Below are 20440 nucleotides of genomic sequence, written 5' to 3'. Positions count from 1 at the left end.
GCTCAGGCATCCGTCTTGTTCAAAAGTTTTCCGTTCAGCACGTAGCGCGCTCCCGTATGCGAGCAGAAGGCCTCACCCTGCTCGTTCAACTGCAATTGCTCGCCAAATTCGCTCATCCAGCCAATCTGCCGTGCGGGCACACCCACCATCAATGCATAGGCCGGTACATCCTTGTTGATGACCGCGCCGGCACCGACGAAGGCATATTCACCAATGGTAACGCCGCAGACGATGGTGCAATTGGCGCCAAGCGTCGCGCCCTTTTTTACCAGCGTATCGAGGTACTGGTCCTTGCGCTCGATCAGCGAACGCGGATTATAGACATTGGTGAAGACCATGCTGGGGCCACAGAATACGCCCTCTTCCAGCGTGACATTGTCGTAGACCGAAACATTGTTCTGGATCTTACAGCGGTCGCCGATCACGACTTTGTTGCCCACGAACACATTCTGACCGAGCGAAACGCCGACACCGATGCGGGCGCCCGCGCAAACATGGACAAAGTGCCAGACACGGGAGTTTTCACCGATCTGCGCGCCCTCATCGACGATCGCGCTGGGGTGCTGATAGTAACTCATGGCTTCAGACTCACATTAGACTGAGGTTGATCGAAAGCACGCTGCAGTGGCTCGGCAGCATAGTGCCCATAACGACGTGCACCTACCTCGTTGAGGTGGTGGCTGTCACGGTAGATGAGCAAACCTTGCTGGTAAGGCGCAGCGGCAAAGAAGCTGCTATTGGAAAGGTCCAGGAAACGCACGCCCGGCGTGCGGTCGACAATGGCCTGCACTTGCTGGTTGGCAACCTGCCACTCACGATTGAATGTCAATGGCGCCGGCAGGCCAAGCTCGGTAAAGCGCCTTACCCGCTGCACGTCTGTTTCAAACATTGGTACCTGAGCAAGCACCACGATATGTTTATGGGCTCCTGCAGTATCGACGAGAAATTCAGCAAGCGCCTTGGCGAATGCTTGGCTCTGCATCTGGTACTGCCACATGCCTGCGACAATCACCCGCTCCACCTTCGGCAACTCACGAGCCACGGCCTCGATCTGCGCGCGGCAAGGTTTTTGCGCCCAGGCTGGCAGGCGTTCAATGTCAAAGCCGGGGATAGGCACGCAACTGCTGGCAGTGAGCACGCGGTAAGCAACGCCCTGCTCTTCGCCCACCTGGTCGAAGAAGTAGTTCAATTGGGCAGCATGGCTATCGCCAATTACCAGAACGGACACTTCGGCATCCGCCTTGCCTCGCTTGCACGCGCCCACTTGGGTGCCATGGCAGATAAGCTCTGGAGCAGCATAACGGGTGAGTTCCACAGACAACGGAGCGACCAGCGAGGCGTTGACACGTTGTCCACCCCACGCCACCAGCGCGACCACAGCACCGGTTACAGCCCACTTGGGTAGCTGGCGCATCATGCCGGAAGCGTTTCTGGCGGGTGTTTCGACCAAGCGATAGGAAAGCCATGCCAGCAGTACAGAGCTGGCCACGAAAATCGGCAACCATGCAGCCGTCAGCTCGTACTGCCCCGTGTAATAGCGAATGAACGCCAGCACCGGCCAATGCCACAGGTACAACGAATAGGAAATACCACCGATCCAGACCATCGGCCGAGTGGCTAGCAACGCGCTGACCGGACCACGCCGGGCAACGATGAGCAGCCCTGCCGCGACACAAGGCAGGATAGACCAGAAGCCTGGGAAGTGTTGCTTATCGATAGCCAGCACCGCCCAAGCCAGCAGGATTGCGCCCAGCCCACCGAATACGCTTGCAAGTAACATGGGCAGCTCGCGCTGGCGCATCAGCAAGGCAACGATGGCACCGACCATGAATTCGGGAATCCGTGCCGACAGGGCAAAGTACATCCCTTCTTGCGATTCGCCCAGTCCACGGTAGCCGCTCCAGGCAAACAGACTGGCGGCTAGCAAGGCAAACGTTATGAGACGCCATTGCTTTGGCAAGCAAATGACCAGCACCGGGAAGAACAGATAGAACTGCATCTCGATGGCCAATGACCAGGTATGCAGAAGCGGCAATTCATCGGCCCGCGGCGCGAAATAACTGCCGAAGCCAGAGAAGTACTGGTTGCTGGTAAACAACGCCGAGGACTTCAGGCTGTCGAGGAAAAATGCGAAGTCATCAGGCAGAAACAGGAGCGCGGACAGCGCGGACACCACCACCAGCATGACGAAATACGCCGGCAGAATGCGCTTGATGCGGCTGGCATAGAATGAAACGAGATCGACCTTGTCGCTTCGCTCGGTCAACAATGCCGTTATGATGAAGCCAGAGATGACAAAAAAGATGTCGACGCCGACATAGCCGGCTTTCAGCCAGCCACTATTGGCGTGATAAAGCATGACCGCCAGCACCGCGATTGCACGCAAGCCCTGAATATCGAGACGAATGCTGCGCATGCGGCGCATCTCGCCCGCTTCGTTTGGCTTGTTGAAATTATCGTTCGACACGCTGGCTTGCGATCCTGCTTGGGAAACTTGAAACGGGTGGCGCAAGGCCACCCGTGTTGTCTCGCCGATCAGCGAGAAAGGGCTTGGACGAACGGATGCGCTTCGTTGTCCGCTGCAACGACGATGGCCGCACTGCGAATGGTGTTGACCGTCTCCACGCAGTGGCGAGCATCCTCGATGCCATAACCACGCCCAGCCAGGATTTCCTCGTAGCTGGTGGTGTGCAGGTCAGTGAAGCCTTCGGAGAACTCCATTTCCTCACCGTTGACGGTAATCGAACGGTAAGTTGGCTTCTTGCCCTTTACCGACTCCGGCAGGTCGTTGGCGTCGACCGACAGGAACCAGCGTACACGTGCTTTCTCGTACTCCAGGTAACCGGCCGCCTTGTGTTCGGAAGTGAAGTGCACAACGTTGCGCTGCAACTTGCCGAAGATGAAGTGCAGCATGTCGTAGAAGTGCACGCCAATGTTGGTGGCTACGCCGAAGGACTTGCGTGGGTCACCTTTCCAGCTTTGCAGGTACCACTTGCCACGGGAAGTAATGTAGGTCAGGTCGACTTCGTACTTGTGCGGGTTGTTCTCGCGGGCAACCTTGTCCTTCAAGGCAATGATTGCCTGGTGATGGCGCAGTTGCAGGATGTTGAACAGGCGCTTGCCGGTTTCCTGCTCGATCAGGGCCAACTGGTCCAACTGCTGCGGGGTCGGCACTAGCGGTTTTTCGCAGATCACGTCACAGCCCAAGCGCAGACCGGCGGCAATGTGCGGTTGGTGCAGGTAGTTGGGCGAGCAGATCGACACATAATCCAAGGCGGTCTCTGGATCGCGCTTGAGGCTGTGAGCGTGATCAAGGAAGAACTCTAACTCGGTAAAGAATTCGCTTTGCGGTGAAATGCTGTCGATGATGCCTACCGAATCATTAATGTCATAAGCAGATACCAATGTATTGCCGGTATCCTTAATGGCGCGCATATGGCGTGGGGCGATATAACCGGCAGCACCAATTAGAGCAAAACGTTTCATCCAGAACTCTCCTGTCATCAAGCTTTGATAATGTTCGATTGAGGGGCGCGATATTTACCGCGACTATCGATGATCAGTTGAGCATGTTGGCTGATAAGCTCATAGTCGAACTTATCGTGGTCGGTGGCCAGGATGACAGCATCATAAGCTTTTAGAACTTCAGCTGTCAGAGGCTCACTGGAAAGGTCAAAGTGGTGCTCGCGCATCTTCGGAAACTTCAAGACGTGCGGATCGGAGTACCCTACGACGCCACCTTTGGCCTCGATCAGTTCCATGATTTCAACCGAAGGCGACTCACGCATATCATCTACGTTCTTCTTGTAGGCGATACCAAGCACTAGAATCTTGCTGCCTTTCAAAGGTTTACCGCGCTCATTCAAGCCGTCCATCAACTTGCTCAGGACGTACTCCGGCATGGCCTGGTTGACCTCTCCCGAAAGCTCGATAAACCGTGTATGCAAACCATACTCACGGGCTTTCCAAGTCAGGTAGAACGGGTCAATTGGAATGCAGTGACCACCGAGACCAGGGCCAGGGTAGTAGGCAGTAAAACCGAAGGGCTTGGTTGCAGCGGCGTCGACCACTTCGAAAATATCGATGCCCATGCGGTCAGCGACCACTTTCATCTCATTCACCAAACCGATATTGACCGCACGATGGATATTTTCCAGTAGCTTGGTCATTTCAGCTGCTTTGGTAGAGCTGACCTGCACAACCTGGTCAATCGCGTGCTCATAGAGAGCGACACCGACCTCGAGGCACTCAGGCGTATGACCACCGATTACCTTTGGAATGGTACGGGTTTCAAAGTTGGGATTGCCCGGATCTTCGCGCTCCGGAGAATAAACCAGGAAGATATCCTCACCAACACGCAGTCCTTTCTCTTGGACACGTGGTAGCAGCTCTTCTTCTGTCGTGCCCGGATAGGTTGTACTTTCAAGAGAAACGACTTGGCCCGCCCTTAAATAGGGTTTTATCGCATCAGTCGTATTTATCACAAAACTCATATCGGGTTCGCGATATTTATTTAATGGTGTCGGTACGCAGAGAATCAGCGCATCACATTCAGGCACACGAGTAAAATCGGTAGTGGCTTCAAATCCGTTTTGGCAAGCGGCTTCGATTTTTTCGCCAGGAATGTGCTCGATGTAGCTTTTACCTGAATTCAGAAGTTCAACTTTTGAACTATCGATATCAAGCCCAATGACTTTAAACCCGATCGCATTATAACGCAGCATCAAAGGCAGGCCGACGTATCCAAGACCGACGATACCGATGACGGCCTCTTTTGCTTTAAATTTGGCGACGCTCGCCTGCTTTATGCTCGACATCCAACTCTCCATTTAACTTGTCAAAACCATCTAATTCATCAGAGCTATGAATCAAGCCTGAATCCGCCTGACCCCTACCATTGCACAACTGGCAAACCTCCGCCTCAGCCCGCCGAACGGATGCTGGACGCTTTCACTTCAGTTCTTGCCAAAACTCATTATGGAGCAGCATCTCCGGCGCCTACCGCCGACTCTCCAGATGTCCCCACCATGCACAAATTTCGATACGCCACAGGCCTGTTGCTACCGACCTCCGAACGAGACGGCCATCCCGTCCCTCACAAACCGCCATTATGCCTGTTATGTAGCAAAATGGCTTTCCTGGATTGTACTTTACTGAGTTCTGACTAGTTTTTGCAGGGCTTGCTTCAGTTGAACGGCTCGCTTTTGCCATCATTATGACATCCAACCACTGAGACCCGCCCCGTCGGAGCACCTCGTGACTACAACCGATGGAGCCTCGGCACACATTAAAACCATGAACACTTAGAGTTATTCGCCACACCAATAAAAAACCCGCCTTACGAAGATAATCCTCATAAAGACGGGCTCAAACAAGCATTCGGAATTCTCTCTAAAGAGTTACGAAAATACTTTAGGATCGAAAAATTGACCATCTCAACCCTGCACTTGCTGTTCCTTACTCCGAATAACCGCAAATCGAATTAACGCAATGAAACTACCCAGCATCCCGCCAGCAATAATGCCCAGCAGCAAAATCAAAGCCTTTCTTGGTTTAATCGGGCTTTGCGGCACTTCAACGCTGCCATCTTGCCGATAAACCGAAATGCTGTCTGGATCAATATTCAACTTACGATAAAAACTGTATCGCATTTGGAGCGAACGCAAATCCGATATGAAGGCGTCGTCAGAAGCCCTCGACTCCAGCGCTTTCACTTCCGCAGCCAAGGCTTTGCTGCCTCGCTGGTAATCCATTTTATTGCCAGTTTCTACCGTTATATCAACAGCCGCCGTAGAATTTATGCTCGGACTGGTGAGACCAATTGCTTCTGCGATCTTCAATGCTTCACGCAACTGCTGAATCCGATCCTCACGTATTCGCTGCGCAGTCTCACGCAAACCGACAATACGCTGCTCCAGATTACGCGCTCTTACCGCAGCCTCAGCCGTAACGTTCTTGATCAGCTCTGACTCAGCCGCTTCACTGGCGCGCGCCACATAAGCCTTCGCCCACTCCGTGGCTCGAACGGGATCTCCGCCCTGGACCGTTACCGAATAGCGATCCGGCGTATCCTTACCAGGCCCCTTGATTATTAACTCTCGAGAGAAACGTTCGTACAATCGGTCGAGCGCGCCCGTTCGCTGGGATTCATCAAGTGAAGGAAGATAAACTTCATTGAAGAATGTCTGACGAAGAGATTCACCCTGTAAGTTTCGGGCAAATACGTCATAGACATGCTTGATGGAATAAGGATCCAGCTCAGTGCTTTTCCCTCGACCATAGTTCAACTCAGCAATACCATTCTGAGTAGGAGGCATGATAAAAAGTTGAGCTTGGTAGACCGGTTTGCTGAGGTACGCATAAGCAGCTGCCCCCACGGTAACCAACAAGGTGACCGCAAGGATCAACCACTTTTGCCCCCAGAGCCCGCGCGCAAGTGCGATCAGATCGATTTCATTGGTGCCCTGGGTTTCAATACGATTATTTGGCATGGGTGATTCCGCCTCCCTTTTTTGGCATTGCGTCGACAGACACATCGAACTCACTAAAAGGCAAGACAGGCACAGCGATAGACTGGATCAAGTTAAATTTGAACAAAACGCACCCAAAGTCAGAAAAAATTGTTGGCCGTGATCCTTACACCAAGACTACTGGGCTCACATATCCATTATTTCGGCCGTCTACGCATTCCCAGGAACCACGCAAGCGACGGCCCGACTATCATACCAGCGAGAAGCGCCAGGATCACGAAAACCGAAACGGGAAGCTGCGGAGCTGACCAGCCCAGAAACAGGAGTGCGACCGGCTGGTTGTTTTCAAGTACGAACAGGACAATAGCCGAGGCCACAAGTAGCGCCAGTACGACAAGGGCCAAACGCTTAAAGTTCCGCATGAAGACTCCTCTGTTTAGGTGCTGCGTCAGAGCTCATCCCCCTCCTCCTCATTAACACGATCCCTAAGCTCTTTGCCCGGCTTGAAATGAGGGACAAACTTTCCATCGAGGCTGACAGATTGACCGGTCTTTGGATTTCGGCCTACACGCGGAGCGCGGTAATGCAGGGAAAAGCTGCCAAAACCACGGATTTCAATACGATCCCCCGTTGCCAGGCACTGGGACATTTGTTCAAGCATGGTCTTGATGGCCAGCTCCACATCCTTGGATGAGAGTAGCCCTTGATGGGTGACAATTCGTTCGATCAACTCCGACTTCGTCATATTTTTCCCTTCTTTTTCAAGCAGCTAGGAAAATCGCTTGAAAAGGTTTTAGCATGACCGGAGGGATTTGAACAGCCCAAGTATTGACATTCTTCACCAGTCCCTTGTTGCTTCTTTCCATGCAGACAGGAAGTTTTCCTCAAGCTATCGACAGATGACCAGCATCGTACGAGTCAAATAGCCAGCCGGATTAAAACCAAAAGGGTACTGATCGTCATCCTTCGCGTCGTCGGACCGGGTAATGACCTTGTAGCCAGCCCCCTTGCACTCCCTGGCAGCCCTCTTATGGCACTTCTCCCAGCCAGAGCCCAGCCCCGAACAGTCGACCTCGATACCACTGACTCCACGCACTGCATGGGTCTTGGCGCTCGTAGAGCAACCCGCCACCACCAGGACACTCAACACCAGAAAGAGCCTATTCATTCAATTCCTTTAGACAAAGACCCAGATCGATCACTTATACAAGCCGGAGCCTTGCCCTGAATAGACGAGGATCGGCTTCATAAAAGAGACATCTTGGTCGCAGGATTGGTTTCGCAATATCCCAAATGAACACCATCATCGACAACGGCTTGCAGGAAGCAAAGGGCTATGAAATATCGCACCCACAAAAAAGGGCGACCGAAGTCGCCCTTTTTCATGGTCTGACAGAACTCAGTTCTGTTTTTCCATTTGTGCACGCAACAGGTCGCCCAGAGTGGTAGGACCAGCAGCAATGTCAGAGGTAGCTGGCTTGTCGCGCAGGCTCTGGATTGCTTCTTTCTCTTCAGCATCGTCTTTCGACTTGATGGAGAGCTGGATTACGCGGCTCTTGCGGTCAACGCTGATGATCTTGGCTTCTACTTCTTCGCCTTCTTTCAGAACGTTGCGCGCGTCTTCAACGCGGTCACGGCTGATTTCGGAGGCTTTCAGAGTCGCTTCGATATCGTCGGCCAGGGTGATGATGGCGCCTTTGGCGTCAACTTCTTTCACGATGCCCTTAACGATTGCGCCTTTGTCGTTCTCTTGAACGTACTCGGAGAACGGATCGCTTTCCAGTTGCTTGATGCCCAGGGAGATACGCTCGCGCTCTGGGTCAACCGACAGGATAACGGTGTCCAGCTCGTCGCCCTTCTTGAAACGGCGTACGGCTTCTTCGCCCACTTCGTTCCAGGAGATGTCGGACAGGTGAACCAGGCCGTCGATGCCGCCGTCCAGACCAATGAAGATACCGAAATCGGTGATCGACTTGATGGTGCCGGAGATTTTATCGCCCTTGTTGAACTGGCCAGAGAAGTCTTCCCATGGGTTGGACTTGCACTGCTTGATGCCGAGGGAGATACGACGACGCTCTTCGTCGATGTCCAGAACCATGACTTCCACTTCGTCGCCGACTTGTACGACTTTCGAAGGGTGGATGTTCTTGTTGGTCCAGTCCATTTCGGAAACGTGTACCAGACCTTCAACGCCTTCTTCCAGCTCAGCGAAGCAGCCGTAGTCGGTGAGGTTGGTAACACGAGCGGTGACGCGGGTGCCTTCTGGGTAACGGGCTTTGATAGCAACCCATGGATCTTCACCCAGCTGCTTGAGGCCCAGGGAAACACGATTGCGCTCGCGATCGTACTTCAGAACCTTGACATCGATCTCGTCGCCAACGTTGACGATTTCCGAAGGATGCTTGATACGCTTCCAGGCCATGTCGGTGATGTGCAGCAGGCCATCGACGCCACCCAGATCGACGAATGCGCCGTAATCGGTGAGGTTCTTGACGATACCCTTGACCTGTTGGCCTTCCTGCAGCGATTCCAGCAGAGCTTCACGCTCGGCGGAGTTCTCGGCTTCCAGGACACTGCGACGGGAAACGACAACGTTGTTGCGCTTCTGGTCCAGCTTGATGACCTTGAATTCCAGCTCTTTGCCTTCCAGGTGCGTGGTGTCGCGCACTGGACGGACGTCAACCAGGGAACCTGGCAGGAACGCACGGATGCCGTTAACGTCGACAGTGAAGCCGCCTTTAACCTTACCGTTGATAACGCCCTTGACCACTTCCTCAGCTGCGAAAGCCGCTTCCAGAACGATCCAGCATTCAGCGCGCTTGGCTTTTTCACGGGACAGCTTGGTTTCACCAAAGCCATCTTCAACCGAGTCCAGCGCAACGTGAACTTCGTCACCGACGTTGATGTTCAGTTCGCCAGCGTCGTTGTAGAACTGCTCAAGCGGGATGAGTGCTTCAGACTTCAGACCAGCGTGAACGGTTACCCAGCGAGCTTGGTAATCGATATCAACGATAACACCGGTGATGATGGAGCCTGCCTGAAGGTTCAGGGTTTTCAGGCTTTCTTCAAAGAGTTCCGCAAAGCTTTCGCTCATTTTAATTCCTGTTGATTAGGGCGAAGAATACGCCCGCCTCCACACCCCAGACGGTGTGGGTTAGTTTCATATAAAAGAAGCATCGCAGGACTATGACTGGTCCCCTGCGAAGCTTCCTGGTCACCCGGCGATATCGCGAATGGCGATCTCGCTCATGATGCGTTGCAGCACCTGATCGATGGACAACTCCGTTGAATCCAGCTGTATCGCGTCGGCCGCCGGCTTGAGCGGGGCTACTGCGCGCTGGGTGTCACGCTCATCGCGTGCACGGATCTCATCTAGCAGACTCGACAGACTAACATCCTCGCCCTTGCCCTTCAACTGCAAATATCGGCGGCGCGCCCTCTCCTCGGCGCTGGCGGTGAGGAAAATCTTCAAAGGCGCGTCAGGAAAGACCACCGTGCCCATGTCGCGACCATCAGCCACTAGCCCCGGCGGCTCCTGAAAGGCGCGCTGACGTTGCAGCAACGCTTCGCGCACCGCTGGCAGCGCGGCGACCTGGGAGGCCCCGGCGCCCACGCTTTCGGTACGGATGACATCACTGACTTCGTCGCCTTCCAGGATAATGCGCTGGAGCTGGCCGTCAGTCGCCGCAATGAATTGCACGTCCAGGTGAGCCGCCAGCGCCTTGAGCAACTCCTCGTTGGTCAGGTCGACGCCATGGTTGGCGGCGGCGAATGCCAGCAGCCGGTACAAGGCACCCGAATCGAGCAGGTTCCAGCCCAACTGCCTGGCCAGGATCCCGGCGACGGTGCCCTTGCCCGAGCCGCTTGGGCCATCGATGGTGATGACCGGTGCCTTGATGTTCACGACTGCGCCTCTTGTGCTACTCGAATACCGACCTGTGCGCACAGCGCCAGGAAGTTCGGGAACGACGTGGCGACGTTGGCGCAATCATGGATGCGAATCGGTGCGCTGGCGCGCAAAGACGCAACACTGAAGGCCATGGCGATGCGGTGATCACCGTGACCATGGACTTCGCCGCCGCCGATCTGGCCGCCGTCGATGATAATGCCGTCCGGCGTCGGCTGGCACTTGACGCCCAGGGCGAGCAAGCCGTCAGCCATCACCTGGATGCGATCCGACTCCTTGACCCGCAGCTCTTCGGCACCAGTCAGCACGGTGCGCCCTTCTGCACAGGCGGCCGCCACGAACAGCACCGGGAACTCGTCGATGGCCAGCGGAACCAGCGCCTCCGGAATCTCGATACCCTTGAGCTTAGCTGCTCGTACGTGCAGGTCCGCTACGGGTTCGCCGCCGACTTCACGCTGGTTTTCCAGAGTAATGTCAGCGCCCATCAGGCGCAGGATGTCGATCACGCCGGTACGGGTCGGGTTGATGCCGACGTGTTCGAGCACCAGGTCGGAGCCTTCGGCGATCGAGGCGGCCACCAGGAAGAATGCCGAGGACGAGATATCGCCCGGCACTTCGATGTGGGTCGCGGCCAGCTTATTACCAGATTCGACGGACGCCGTGGCGCCGTCCACCGTGACCGGGTAGCCGAAGCCGCGCAGCATGCGCTCGGTGTGGTCGCGGGTCGGGGCCGGTTCGGTGACGGTGGTCTTGCCCTCGGCGTAGAGACCGGCCAGCAGCAGGCAGGATTTCACCTGGGCGCTGGCCATCGGCATGGTGTAGGTCAGGCCCTTGAGCTTGTTGCCACCGCGGATGGTCATCGGCGGACGACCGTCGGCGGCAGTCTCGATGACCGCACCCATTTCCCGCAACGGATTGGCGACGCGGTTCATTGGGCGCTTGGACAGCGAGGCGTCGCCGGTCAGGGTGCTGTCGAAGTCCTGCGCGGCCAGCAGGCCGGACAACAGACGCATCGAAGTCCCGGAGTTACCCAGGTAGATCGGCCCTGGGGCAGGCTTGAGGCCGTGCAGGCCGACACCATGGATGGTCACGCGGCCGTGGTGCGGACCTTCGATGACCACCCCCATGTCGCGAAACGCTTGCAGCGTCGCCAGGGCGTCTTCGCCCTCGAGGAAGCCTTCCACCTCGGTCACGCCTTCGGCCAGGGAGCCGAGCATGATCGAACGGTGGGAAATCGATTTATCGCCCGGTACACGAATACGCCCACTCAGGGAGCCACCAGGTTGTGCCAGGAAAATCAGATCGTTGGAGTTCATAGCGTCCACATAGGCCCGACGGGCCAGGATTTTACTGAAATGCTCGCGGGCCACCCTGGCGCGCGTGAAAACGCCCAGCAATTGGTGCCCGTCCCCTGCATCGACCGCGTCGCGCAAGGCGTCGAGGTCGCTGCGAAATGTATCGAGTGTGCGCAAGACAGCTTCGCGGTTGGCGAGGAAGATGTCGTGCCACATGACCGGGTCGCTTCCAGCGATTCTCGTGAAATCGCGGAAACCGCCGGCAGCGTAGCGGAAGATCTCAAGATTTTCATTGCGTTTGGCCAATGAATCCACCAGGCCGAACGCCAACAGGTGCGGCAAATGGCTGGTGGCCGCCAACACTTCATCGTGACGCTCGACCTGCATGTGCTCGACATCGGCGCCCAGTTCGCGCCACAAACGATCCACCACCGCCAGCGCGGCAGGATCCGTCTGGTCCAGCGGCGTGAGGATCACTTTGTGACGACGAAACAGTTCGGCGTTGGAGGCTTCCACCCCGCTCTGCTCCGAGCCGGCAATCGGATGACCGGGCACGAAGCGCGCCGGCATACCGCCGAAGGCCTCGGTGGCGGCGCGCACGACGTTGCCCTTGGCGCTGCCGACATCGGTCAGGATCGCCTGCCCCAAATTCATGCTCGCCAGGCGTGCCAGCAGTTTTTCCATGGCCAGGATCGGCACCGCCAGCTGGATCACGTCCGCGCCCTGGCAAGCGATCGCCAGGTCATCCTCGCAGCGATCGACCACACCCAGCTCCACGGCCAGCTTGCGCGACTGCGGATCCAGGTCGACACCGACCACCTCGCCGCACAGGCCGCTTTCACGCAAGCCCTTGGCGAACGAACCGCCGATCAACCCCAGGCCGACCACCACCAGGCGACCGATCATAGGGGCAGCAGGTTGCAGCGAAGTGACATCAACCACGAACCAGAACCTTGCTCAACGCCTCGAGGAAACGGCTGTTTTCCGCCGGCAGGCCGATGGTGATGCGCAGGTGGTTCGGCATGCCGTAATTGGCCACCGGACGCACGATCACACCTTCGCGCAACAACCCCTGGTACACCGGGGCGGCGACACGCCCCAGGTCGACGCAGATGAAATTGCCTTTGGATGGAATCCAGCCCAGGCCCAGCTCACGCAGCCCCGCCTCCAACTGCTGCATGCCGGCCGCGTTCAGGCGACGGCTTTCAGCCAGGTAGGCTTCATCCTGCAAGGCCGCACAGGCGGCGGCCAGGGCGAAGCTGTTGACGTTGAACGGCTGACGCACGCGGTTCAGCACATCGGCCACCACGGCGGTGGACAGGCCGTAGCCGACCCGCAGCGAGGCCAGGCCATAGGCCTTGGAGAAGGTGCGCGAAACCAGCAGGTTCGGGTAGGCCGCTAGGAAATCCAGGCCATCGGGCAAATCGCTGCCTTCGGCGTATTCGATGTAAGCCTCGTCCAACACCACCAGCACGTGCGCGGGCACATCCTGCAGGAAGTCATCCAGGGCCTGGGCATCGAACCAGGTGCCGGTCGGGTTGTTCGGGTTGGCAATGAAAACCACACGGGTGTTGGCGTCGATGGCGGCCAGCATGGCTGGCAGGTCGTGCCCCCAGTCCTTGGCGGGAACCACATGGGCATCCGCGCCGACGGCCTGGGTCGCGATCGGGTAGACCGCGAACGCGTGCTCACTGAACACCGCGTTGAGACCTGGCGCCAGGTACGCACGAGCGACCAGCTCAAGGATATCGTTGGAACCATTGCCCAGGGTCACTTGGTTCAGCTCGACACCACAGCGCTCGGCCAGCAGGCTCTTGAGTGCGAAGCCATTGCCATCGGGGTAACGAGTCAGCTCGGCCAGTTCGTCGCGGATCGCCGCCAGTGCCTTGGGGCTCGCGCCCAACGGGTTTTCGTTGCTCGCCAACTTGACGATGCTGGCCGGATCCAGGTCCAGCTCACGGGCCAGCTCGTCCACGGGTTTGCCCGGAACGTAAGGCGAGAGTTGTTGCACGCCTGGCTGAGCCAGAGCGAGGAAGTTGCCACTCATTTGCTATCCGCCCTTAAAGAACTGCCTTGGGGTAGGAACCCAGCACCTTGAGTGCCACTGCTTCCTGACTGATTTTCTCCAGCACACCTTTTACCAGCGGATCGCGGTGGTGGCCGACGAAATCGATGAAGAACACGTAGGTCCATTTACCGCTGCGCGACGGACGAGTCTCGATCCGCGTCAGGTCGATACCGTTGTCATGAAACGGCACCAGCAGCTCATGGAGCGCGCCGGGCTTGTTGCTCATGGAAACGATGATCGAGGTCTTGTCGTCGCCGGTCGGCGGGACTTCCTGGCTGCCAATCATCAGGAATCGCGTGGAGTTGTCCGGGCGATCCTCGATTTTTTCGGCCAGGCGCGTCAGCCCATAGAGGCCCGCCGCCATATCGCCAGCAATCGCCGCCGAGTTCCACTCGCCCTTGACCCGCTTGGCCGCCTCGGCGTTGCTCGATACCGCCACGCGCTCGACGTTCGGGTAATGGGCGTCCAGCCACTTGCGGCACTGGGCCAATGACTGGGCGTGGGAATAGATCCGGCTGATGCTGTCGGTCTTGGTGTTTTCGCCCACCAGCAGGTGGTGGTGGATGCGCAACTCGACTTCGCCACAGATCACCATGTCGTGCTCGAGGAAGCTGTCCAGCGTGTGGTTGACCGCGCCTTCGGTGGAGTTCTCCACCGGCACCACGCCAAAATTCACCGCGCCGGCGGCCACTTCACGGAACACTTCGTCAATGGCCGCCATCGGCTTGCTGATCACGGCGTGACCGAAGTGCTTCATGGCCGCCGCCTGGGTGAAGGTGCCTTCCGGCCCCAGGTAGGCGACTTTCAGCGGCTGCTCGAGGGCCAGGCACGAAGACATGATTTCGCGGAACAGCCGCGCCATCTCTTCGTTGCCCAGCGGCCCCTTGTTGCGCTCCATGACACGCTTGAGCACCTGCGCTTCACGCTCGGGGCGATAGAACACCGGCACTTCGCCTTCGGCCAGGGAGGCCATCTTCACCCGGGCGACTTCCTGGGCGCAGCGCGCGCGCTCGCTGATCAGCTCCAGGACCTTTTCGTCCAGGGCATCGATACGCAGGCGCAGCGCCTTGAGTTCTTGCTCAGACATCAGCCATGTTCCTTCTCGAACTCTGCCATGTAGGCGATCAACGCATTGACGGCGTTGATGTCGACGGCGTTGTAGATGGAGGCGCGCATGCCACCGACCGAACGGTGGCCCTTGAGGTTCAGCAAACCACGCTCGTCGGCACCGGCCAGGAACGGCTTGTCGAGACGGTCGTCGGCCAGGCGGAACGGCACGTTCATCCAGGAGCGATCGGTCTTGTTGATCGGGTTGCTGTAGAGGCCGCTGGCGTCGATGAAGTCATACAGCGTGCGCTGCTTCACCTCGTTGAGCTTGCCGATGGCTTCGACACCGCCCTGCTCCTTCAGCCATTCGAACACCAGGCCCGACAGGTACCAGGCCAGGGTCGGCGGGGTGTTGTACATCGAGCCGTTGTCGGCCGCGACCTTGTAGTTGAGCATGGTCGGGCACAGGGAGCGGGCACGACCCAGCAGGTCTTCACGAATGATGCTGACCAGGATGCCGCTTGGGCCGATGTTCTTCTGGGCACCCGCGTAGATCATGCCGAAACGGGAGATATCCACAGGGCGCGAGAGAATGTCCGAGGACATGTCGGCCACCAATGGCACATCGCCCGTTTCCGGGATCCAGTTGAATTCCAGGCCACCGATGGTTTCGTTCGGCGCGTAGTGAACGTAGGCCGCGTCCTTGGACAGGTTCCACTCGTTCTGGCCGGGAATCGCGAAATAGTCGTAGGGCTTGGCGGTGGCGGCCACGTTGACGTGACCGTATCGCGAAGCTTCTTCGATGGCTTTCTGCGACCAGATGCCAGTGTCGATGTAGTCGGCCTTGCCGTTTTCCGGCAGCAGGTTCAACGGAATCTGGGCGAACTGCTGGCTCGCGCCGCCTTGCAGGAACAGCACCTTGTAGTTGGACGGGATGTTCAGCAGATCACGCAGGTCCTGCTCGGCCTTGGTGGCAATGGACACGAACTCATCGCTGCGATGGCTCATTTCCATGACCGACAGGCCCTTGCCGTGCCAGTCGAGAAGTTCACCCTGGGCACGCTTCAGGACCGCTTCAGGAAGCGCCGCCGGGCCGGCACAGAAGTTATAGGCTCTCTTGCTCACATCCAATCTCGCTCTGATCTGGTGGTCACATAAATCTTGAGTCTGCACTGTGGGAGCGAGCTTGCTCGCGATAGCGATGTAACAGTCAACAGTGATGCTGAATGTCAGGCCGTCATCGCGAGCAAGCTCGCTCCCACAGAGGGTATCGTTCACTTCAGGTATGGATGAATCCGTGGCGAGGGAGCGTGCTCCCTCGCCACAGTGAATCAAACGAACCTTAAGTGAGCAGCATTACCCCCACAGGGGGGATGCGCAGTGTCGCAAATTTTCAAACGAAACAAACAACAAGGGGGCGAATCTTCATCCGCCCCCTTGCGTGTCCGCTTAGTCCTGCGGTTCTTCTTCGTCTGCGGCAGCGTCGAGCGGTTGGTCGCCGACAGCGTCGTCGACATCGGCACCGAGAGTGCCGTCGAACGCCACGCCGTCCTCGCCGTCCAACTCCTCGCCTTCAACCTCCGACGGTTCCTGGACCCGCTCAAGCCCGACCAGCGTTTCGTCGCTGGCCAGCTTGATCAGCGTCACACCCTGGGTGTTACGGCCCAGGCTCGACACTTCAGCGACCCGCGTGCGCACCAGGGTGCCCTGGTCGGAGATCAACATGATCTCCTCGCCATCGAGCACCTGGACAGCACCCACCAGACGACCGTTACGGTCGTTGCTGACCATGGCGATCACGCCCTGGCCACCACGCTTGTACTCAGGGAACTCGCTGATGGCCGTGCGCTTGCCATAACCACGGGCCGAAGCGGTGAGGATCTGGCTGCCTTCTTCGGGGATCAGCATGGAAATCAGCTTCTGGCCTTCCGGCAGGCGCATGCCGCGCACACCGCGGGCGGTACGACCCATGGCGCGAACGTCAGACTCCTTGAAGCGAGTGACCTTGCCGCCGTCGGAGAACAGCATGACCTCACGCTCGCCGTCGGTGATGGCAGCGGAGATCAGCACATCACCTTCGTCCAGCTCCAGGGCGATCAGACCGACGCTGCGCTGACGGCTGAAGGATTCCAGCGGGGTCTTCTTCACGGTTCCGTTGGCGGTGGCCATGAAGATGTAGTGACCCTCGGTGTACTCTTCCACCGGCAACATGGTGGTGATGTATTCACCATCGTCCAGCGGCAACAGGTTGACCAGCGGACGGCCACGAGCGGCACGGGACGCTTCCGGAATTTCGTAGGTCTTGAGCCAGTACACCTTGCCCTTGCTGGAGAACAGCAGCAGCGTGGTGTGGCTGTTGGCGACCAGCAGGTGAGCGATGTAGTCCTCGTCCTTGACGCCCGTCGCGGACTTGCCTTTGCCGCCGCGACGCTGGGCCTGGTAGGCGGCCAGCGGCTGGGTCTTGGCGTAGCCGCCGTGGGAAATGGTCACCACGCGCTCTTCTTCCGGGATCATGTCACCCAGGGTCAGGTCCAGGCGCGCATCGAGGATCTCGGTGCGGCGCACGTCGCCGTATTCGGCGCGGATCACTTCCAGTTCTTCGCGGATCACTTCCATCAGGCGCGTAGCGCTGTTGAGGATGCGGATCAGCTCGCCGATCTGGTTGAGGATTTCCTGGTACTCGGCCAGCAGCTTCTCGTGCTCGAGGCCGGTCAGGCGGTGCAGGCGCAGTTCCAGGATGGCTTGCGCCTGCTCCGGGGACAGGAAGTACTTGCCTTCGCGCAGGCCGTATTGCGGGTCGAGGTTCTCGGGGCGGCACGAATCGGCGCCAGCGCGCTCGACCATCGCCACCACCGCGGTGGACTCCCAAGGGGTGCTGATCAGCGCTTCCTTGGCTTCCGACGGGGTTGGCGAGGCCTTGATCAGAGCGATCACCGGGTCGATGTTCGACAGGGCAACGGCCTGGCCTTCGAGAATGTGACCACGCTCGCGAGCCTTGCGCAGCTCGAACACCGTGCGGCGGGTGACCACTTCGCGACGGTGGCGCACGAAGGCTTCCAGCAGGTCCTTGAGGTTCAGGATCCGCGGACGGCCGTCGATCAGCGCAACGATGTTGATGCCGAACACGCTTTGCAGCTGGGTCTGGGCGTAGAGGTTGTTGAGGATCACCTCAGGCACTTCGCCACGGCGCAGCTCGATCACGACACGCATGCCGTCCTTGTCGGACTCGTCACGCAGCTCGGTGATGCCTTCGAGCTTCTTCTCTTTCACCAGCTCGGCGATCTTCTCGATCAGGCGAGCCTTGTTCAGTTGGTACGGCAGTTCGGTGATGACGATCTGCTGGCGGCCGCCGACCTTGTCGATGTCTTCGACCGTCGAGCGGGCGCGCATGTAAATGCGGCCACGGCCGGTACGGTAGGCTTCGATGATGCCGGCGCGACCGTTGATGATCGCAGCGGTCGGGAAGTCCGGACCGGGGATGTATTGCATCAGCTCATCGACGGTCAACTCGGGATTGTCGATGAGCGCCAGGCAACCGTCGATGACTTCACCGAGGTTGTGCGGCGGGATGTTGGTCGCCATGCCCACGGCGATACCGCTGGAGCCGTTGACGAGCAGGTTCGGGATACGGGTCGGCATGACCGCCGGGATCATTTCGGTGCCGTCGTAGTTCGGCACCCAGTCCACGGTTTCCTTGTGCAGGTCGGCCAGCAGCTCGTGGGCCAGCTTGGTCATGCGCACTTCGGTGTATCGCATGGCCGCGGCGTTGTCGCCGTCCACCGAACCGAAGTTGCCCTGGCCGTCTACCAGCAGGTAGCGCAAGGAGAAGGGTTGCGCCATACGAACGATGGTGTCGTACACGGCAGTGTCGCCGTGGGGGTGATACTTACCGATCACATCGCCGACGACACGGGCGGATTTCTTGTACGGCTTGTTGAAGTCGTTGCCCAGCTCGCTCATCGCGAACAGCACGCGCCGGTGCACGGGCTTCAAGCCATCGCGCGCATCCGGCAGCGCCCGCCCGACGATTACGCTCATTGCGTAGTCGAGGTAGGACTGTTTCAGCTCGTCTTCGATATTGACCGGGAGGATTTCTTTGGCCAGTTCGCCCATGAGAAGCCTGATTCCTTTTTCTGGTGAAACCTCGTCACATCCAGATGGGACGAACGAAGCTCGCCGCTGCAGAACAAATGCCGTGCAGCGACTTACGACAAATCAACGAGTTATGCCATGGATCTGCGCAGTAAAGGCCACCTCGCGAGGCAGCCCTGGAAACCGCCGGATGTTATCACAAGAGCCGCCACGCACCTATCCCCCAGATGCGCATGGTGCGTAGTTAGTTGACCGGTGACAGGCTGATATGGGACCAGAGGGGCTTAGAAGCACTGCCGATAGAGATTCAGGGGCCAAATGCAAGGGATTTGTTGCCTTTAAGGGCCTCATCGCGAGCAAGCTCGCTCCCACAGGGATCTGTGCACGCTCGAGATTTCCGCCACGACCCGATCCAATGTGGGAGCGAGCTTGCTCGCGATGGCGACAGGTCAGACAGCACAAACCATCAGTGCAACCGCTTGCGGCACATCAACTGCGCCAGCTTCGCGGTGTCCGGGCGCTCGACGATGCCCTTTTCCGTGACGATGACATCGATCAGGTCCGCCGGGGTGATATCGAAGACCGGGTTGAAGGCACCCACCTGCGCGTCGAGCTCCCTGCCGCCGATTTCCAGCAGTTCGCGCCCGTCGCACTCCTCCGCCGGGATGTCTTCACCGCTGGCCAGGCTCATGTCGATGATCGAGCTCGGCGCCACCACCATGAAACGCACGCCATGGTGCATGGCACAGACCGCCATCTGATAAGTGCCGATCTTGTTCGCCACGTCACCATTGGCGGCGATGCAATCGGCACCGACGATCACCCAGGTCACACCCTTGGTCTTCATGATATGGGCAGCGGCGGAATCGGCGTTGAGGGTCACCGGAATGCCTTCGCGGGCCAGTTCCCACGCCGTCAGGCGCGAGCCTTGCAACCACGGCCGGGTTTCGTCGGCATAGACGCGCTCCACCATGCCTTCGATATACGCACCCCGGATAACCCCCAAGGCCGTACCAAAACCGCCGGTGGCCAGGGCGCCGGTGTTGCAATGGGTGAGAATCGCCTGGGCATTGCCCTGGTGCTTGCGGATCAGGTCGACCCCCAACTGGGCCATGGTCAGGTTGGCTTCGCGATCGCTCACGTGGATCGCGATGGCTTCAGCCTCGAGCACCGCCAGCGGCTCGGCATGCTCTTTCAAGCGCCCCAGCCGGTCGCGCATTCGATCCAGCGCCCAGAACAGGTTCGCCGCCGTCGGCCGGGCCTCGGCCAGCAAGGCAAAATCGGCCTCCAGGGCCGCTTGCCAATCGCCGCCTTCGGCCATCCTGGCCCGCGCCGCCAGCACCACGCCATACGCCGCACTGATGCCGATGACCGGCGCGCCGCGCACGGCCATCGAGCCAATGGCCTCGGCCACATCGGCGACACGGGTGCAGGCGATCCAGCTTTCCTCGAACGGCAAGATACGCTGGTCCAGCAGGTACAGGACGCCATCACGCCAATCGATGGCCTTCACCTTCTCCGCAGCCAATAGTCGATCGCGCATCCTTCACCCCGTACTCAT

General features: G+C 58.3%; 16 protein-coding genes. All 16 read right to left on the bottom strand.

Annotated features, from left to right (window positions below; translation table 11 throughout):
• Positions 1-2 precede the first annotated feature (2 nt).
• The 16 genes from wbpD to mtnA all read right to left on the bottom strand — a co-directional run bounded on the left by wbpD (position 3) and on the right by mtnA (position 20422).
• On the bottom strand, positions 3-578 hold the full coding sequence (wbpD, locus tag ACZ5M5_RS08725) for a UDP-2-acetamido-3-amino-2,3-dideoxy-D-glucuronate N-acetyltransferase (protein ID WP_060738584.1): 576 nt from the start codon (positions 576-578) through the stop codon (positions 3-5).
• A complete protein-coding gene (locus ACZ5M5_RS08720; RefSeq protein ID WP_103308851.1) occupies positions 575-2425 on the bottom strand; it encodes an acyltransferase family protein in 1851 nt (616 codons plus the stop codon). The genes wbpD and ACZ5M5_RS08720 overlap by 4 nt, the downstream gene beginning before the upstream one ends.
• 110 nt (positions 2426-2535) lie before the next feature.
• Entirely contained in the window at positions 2536-3486 is a 951-nt protein-coding gene (wbpB, locus tag ACZ5M5_RS08715) for a UDP-N-acetyl-2-amino-2-deoxy-D-glucuronate oxidase (protein ID WP_464738898.1), read from the bottom strand.
• A gap of 17 nt (positions 3487-3503) precedes the next feature.
• Positions 3504-4817 carry a UDP-N-acetyl-D-glucosamine 6-dehydrogenase gene (gene wbpA, locus ACZ5M5_RS08710; protein ID WP_060738586.1) on the bottom strand — a complete coding sequence of 438 codons (1314 nt, stop codon included), beginning with the start codon at positions 4815-4817 and terminating at the stop codon, positions 3504-3506.
• Between the two features lie 618 nt (positions 4818-5435).
• Positions 5436-6491 carry an LPS O-antigen chain length determinant protein WzzB gene (locus tag ACZ5M5_RS08705; RefSeq protein WP_060738587.1) on the bottom strand — a complete coding sequence of 352 codons (1056 nt, stop codon included), beginning with the start codon at positions 6489-6491 and terminating at the stop codon, positions 5436-5438.
• A gap of 176 nt (positions 6492-6667) precedes the next feature.
• Positions 6668-6892 carry a lipopolysaccharide assembly protein LapA domain-containing protein gene (locus ACZ5M5_RS08700; RefSeq protein ID WP_041475801.1) on the bottom strand — a complete coding sequence of 75 codons (225 nt, stop codon included), beginning with the start codon at positions 6890-6892 and terminating at the stop codon, positions 6668-6670.
• A gap of 26 nt (positions 6893-6918) precedes the next feature.
• Positions 6919-7215, bottom strand: a complete 297-nt coding sequence (gene ihfB / locus ACZ5M5_RS08695; RefSeq protein WP_003199243.1) for an integration host factor subunit beta — start codon at positions 7213-7215, stop codon at positions 6919-6921.
• A 144-nt stretch (positions 7216-7359) separates the two neighbouring features.
• A complete protein-coding gene (locus tag ACZ5M5_RS08690; RefSeq protein WP_092167526.1) occupies positions 7360-7638 on the bottom strand; it encodes a hypothetical protein in 279 nt (92 codons plus the stop codon).
• A 231-nt stretch (positions 7639-7869) separates the two neighbouring features.
• Positions 7870-9564, bottom strand: coding sequence for a 30S ribosomal protein S1 (rpsA, locus tag ACZ5M5_RS08685; protein ID WP_060738589.1), 1695 nt, complete (start codon positions 9562-9564; stop codon positions 7870-7872).
• A gap of 120 nt (positions 9565-9684) precedes the next feature.
• Entirely contained in the window at positions 9685-10374 is a 690-nt protein-coding gene (gene cmk, locus ACZ5M5_RS08680; protein ID WP_014337227.1) for a (d)CMP kinase, read from the bottom strand.
• Positions 10371-12578, bottom strand: coding sequence for a bifunctional prephenate dehydrogenase/3-phosphoshikimate 1-carboxyvinyltransferase (locus ACZ5M5_RS08675; protein ID WP_464739342.1), 2208 nt, complete (start codon positions 12576-12578; stop codon positions 10371-10373). The genes cmk and ACZ5M5_RS08675 overlap by 4 nt, the downstream gene beginning before the upstream one ends.
• A gap of 28 nt (positions 12579-12606) precedes the next feature.
• The gene (gene hisC, locus ACZ5M5_RS08670; protein WP_192259521.1) at positions 12607-13719 is read right to left on the bottom strand and encodes a histidinol-phosphate transaminase; all 1113 of its coding nucleotides are present in this window, start codon (positions 13717-13719) and stop codon (positions 12607-12609) included.
• A gap of 13 nt (positions 13720-13732) precedes the next feature.
• Complete coding sequence (pheA, locus tag ACZ5M5_RS08665) at positions 13733-14827, bottom strand: prephenate dehydratase (RefSeq protein WP_003199233.1); 1095 nt, start codon at positions 14825-14827, stop codon at positions 13733-13735.
• Positions 14827-15912, bottom strand: a complete 1086-nt coding sequence (serC, locus tag ACZ5M5_RS08660) for a 3-phosphoserine/phosphohydroxythreonine transaminase (protein ID WP_041024563.1) — start codon at positions 15910-15912, stop codon at positions 14827-14829. Before serC ends, pheA begins: the two co-directional genes overlap by 1 nt.
• Positions 15913-16236: 324 nt before the next feature.
• Entirely contained in the window at positions 16237-18900 is a 2664-nt protein-coding gene (gene gyrA / locus ACZ5M5_RS08655; protein WP_060738592.1) for a DNA gyrase subunit A, read from the bottom strand.
• 445 nt (positions 18901-19345) lie between these two features.
• Positions 19346-20422 carry an S-methyl-5-thioribose-1-phosphate isomerase gene (mtnA, locus tag ACZ5M5_RS08650; RefSeq protein WP_060738593.1) on the bottom strand — a complete coding sequence of 359 codons (1077 nt, stop codon included), beginning with the start codon at positions 20420-20422 and terminating at the stop codon, positions 19346-19348.
• Between the last annotated feature and the right edge of the window lie 18 nt (positions 20423-20440).

The sequence above is a fragment of the Pseudomonas sp. Van50 genome (genome assembly GCF_055390755.1).
The sequence above is the reverse complement of the archived record's forward strand: the minus strand, read 5'-3'. Positions and strand labels throughout refer to the sequence as shown.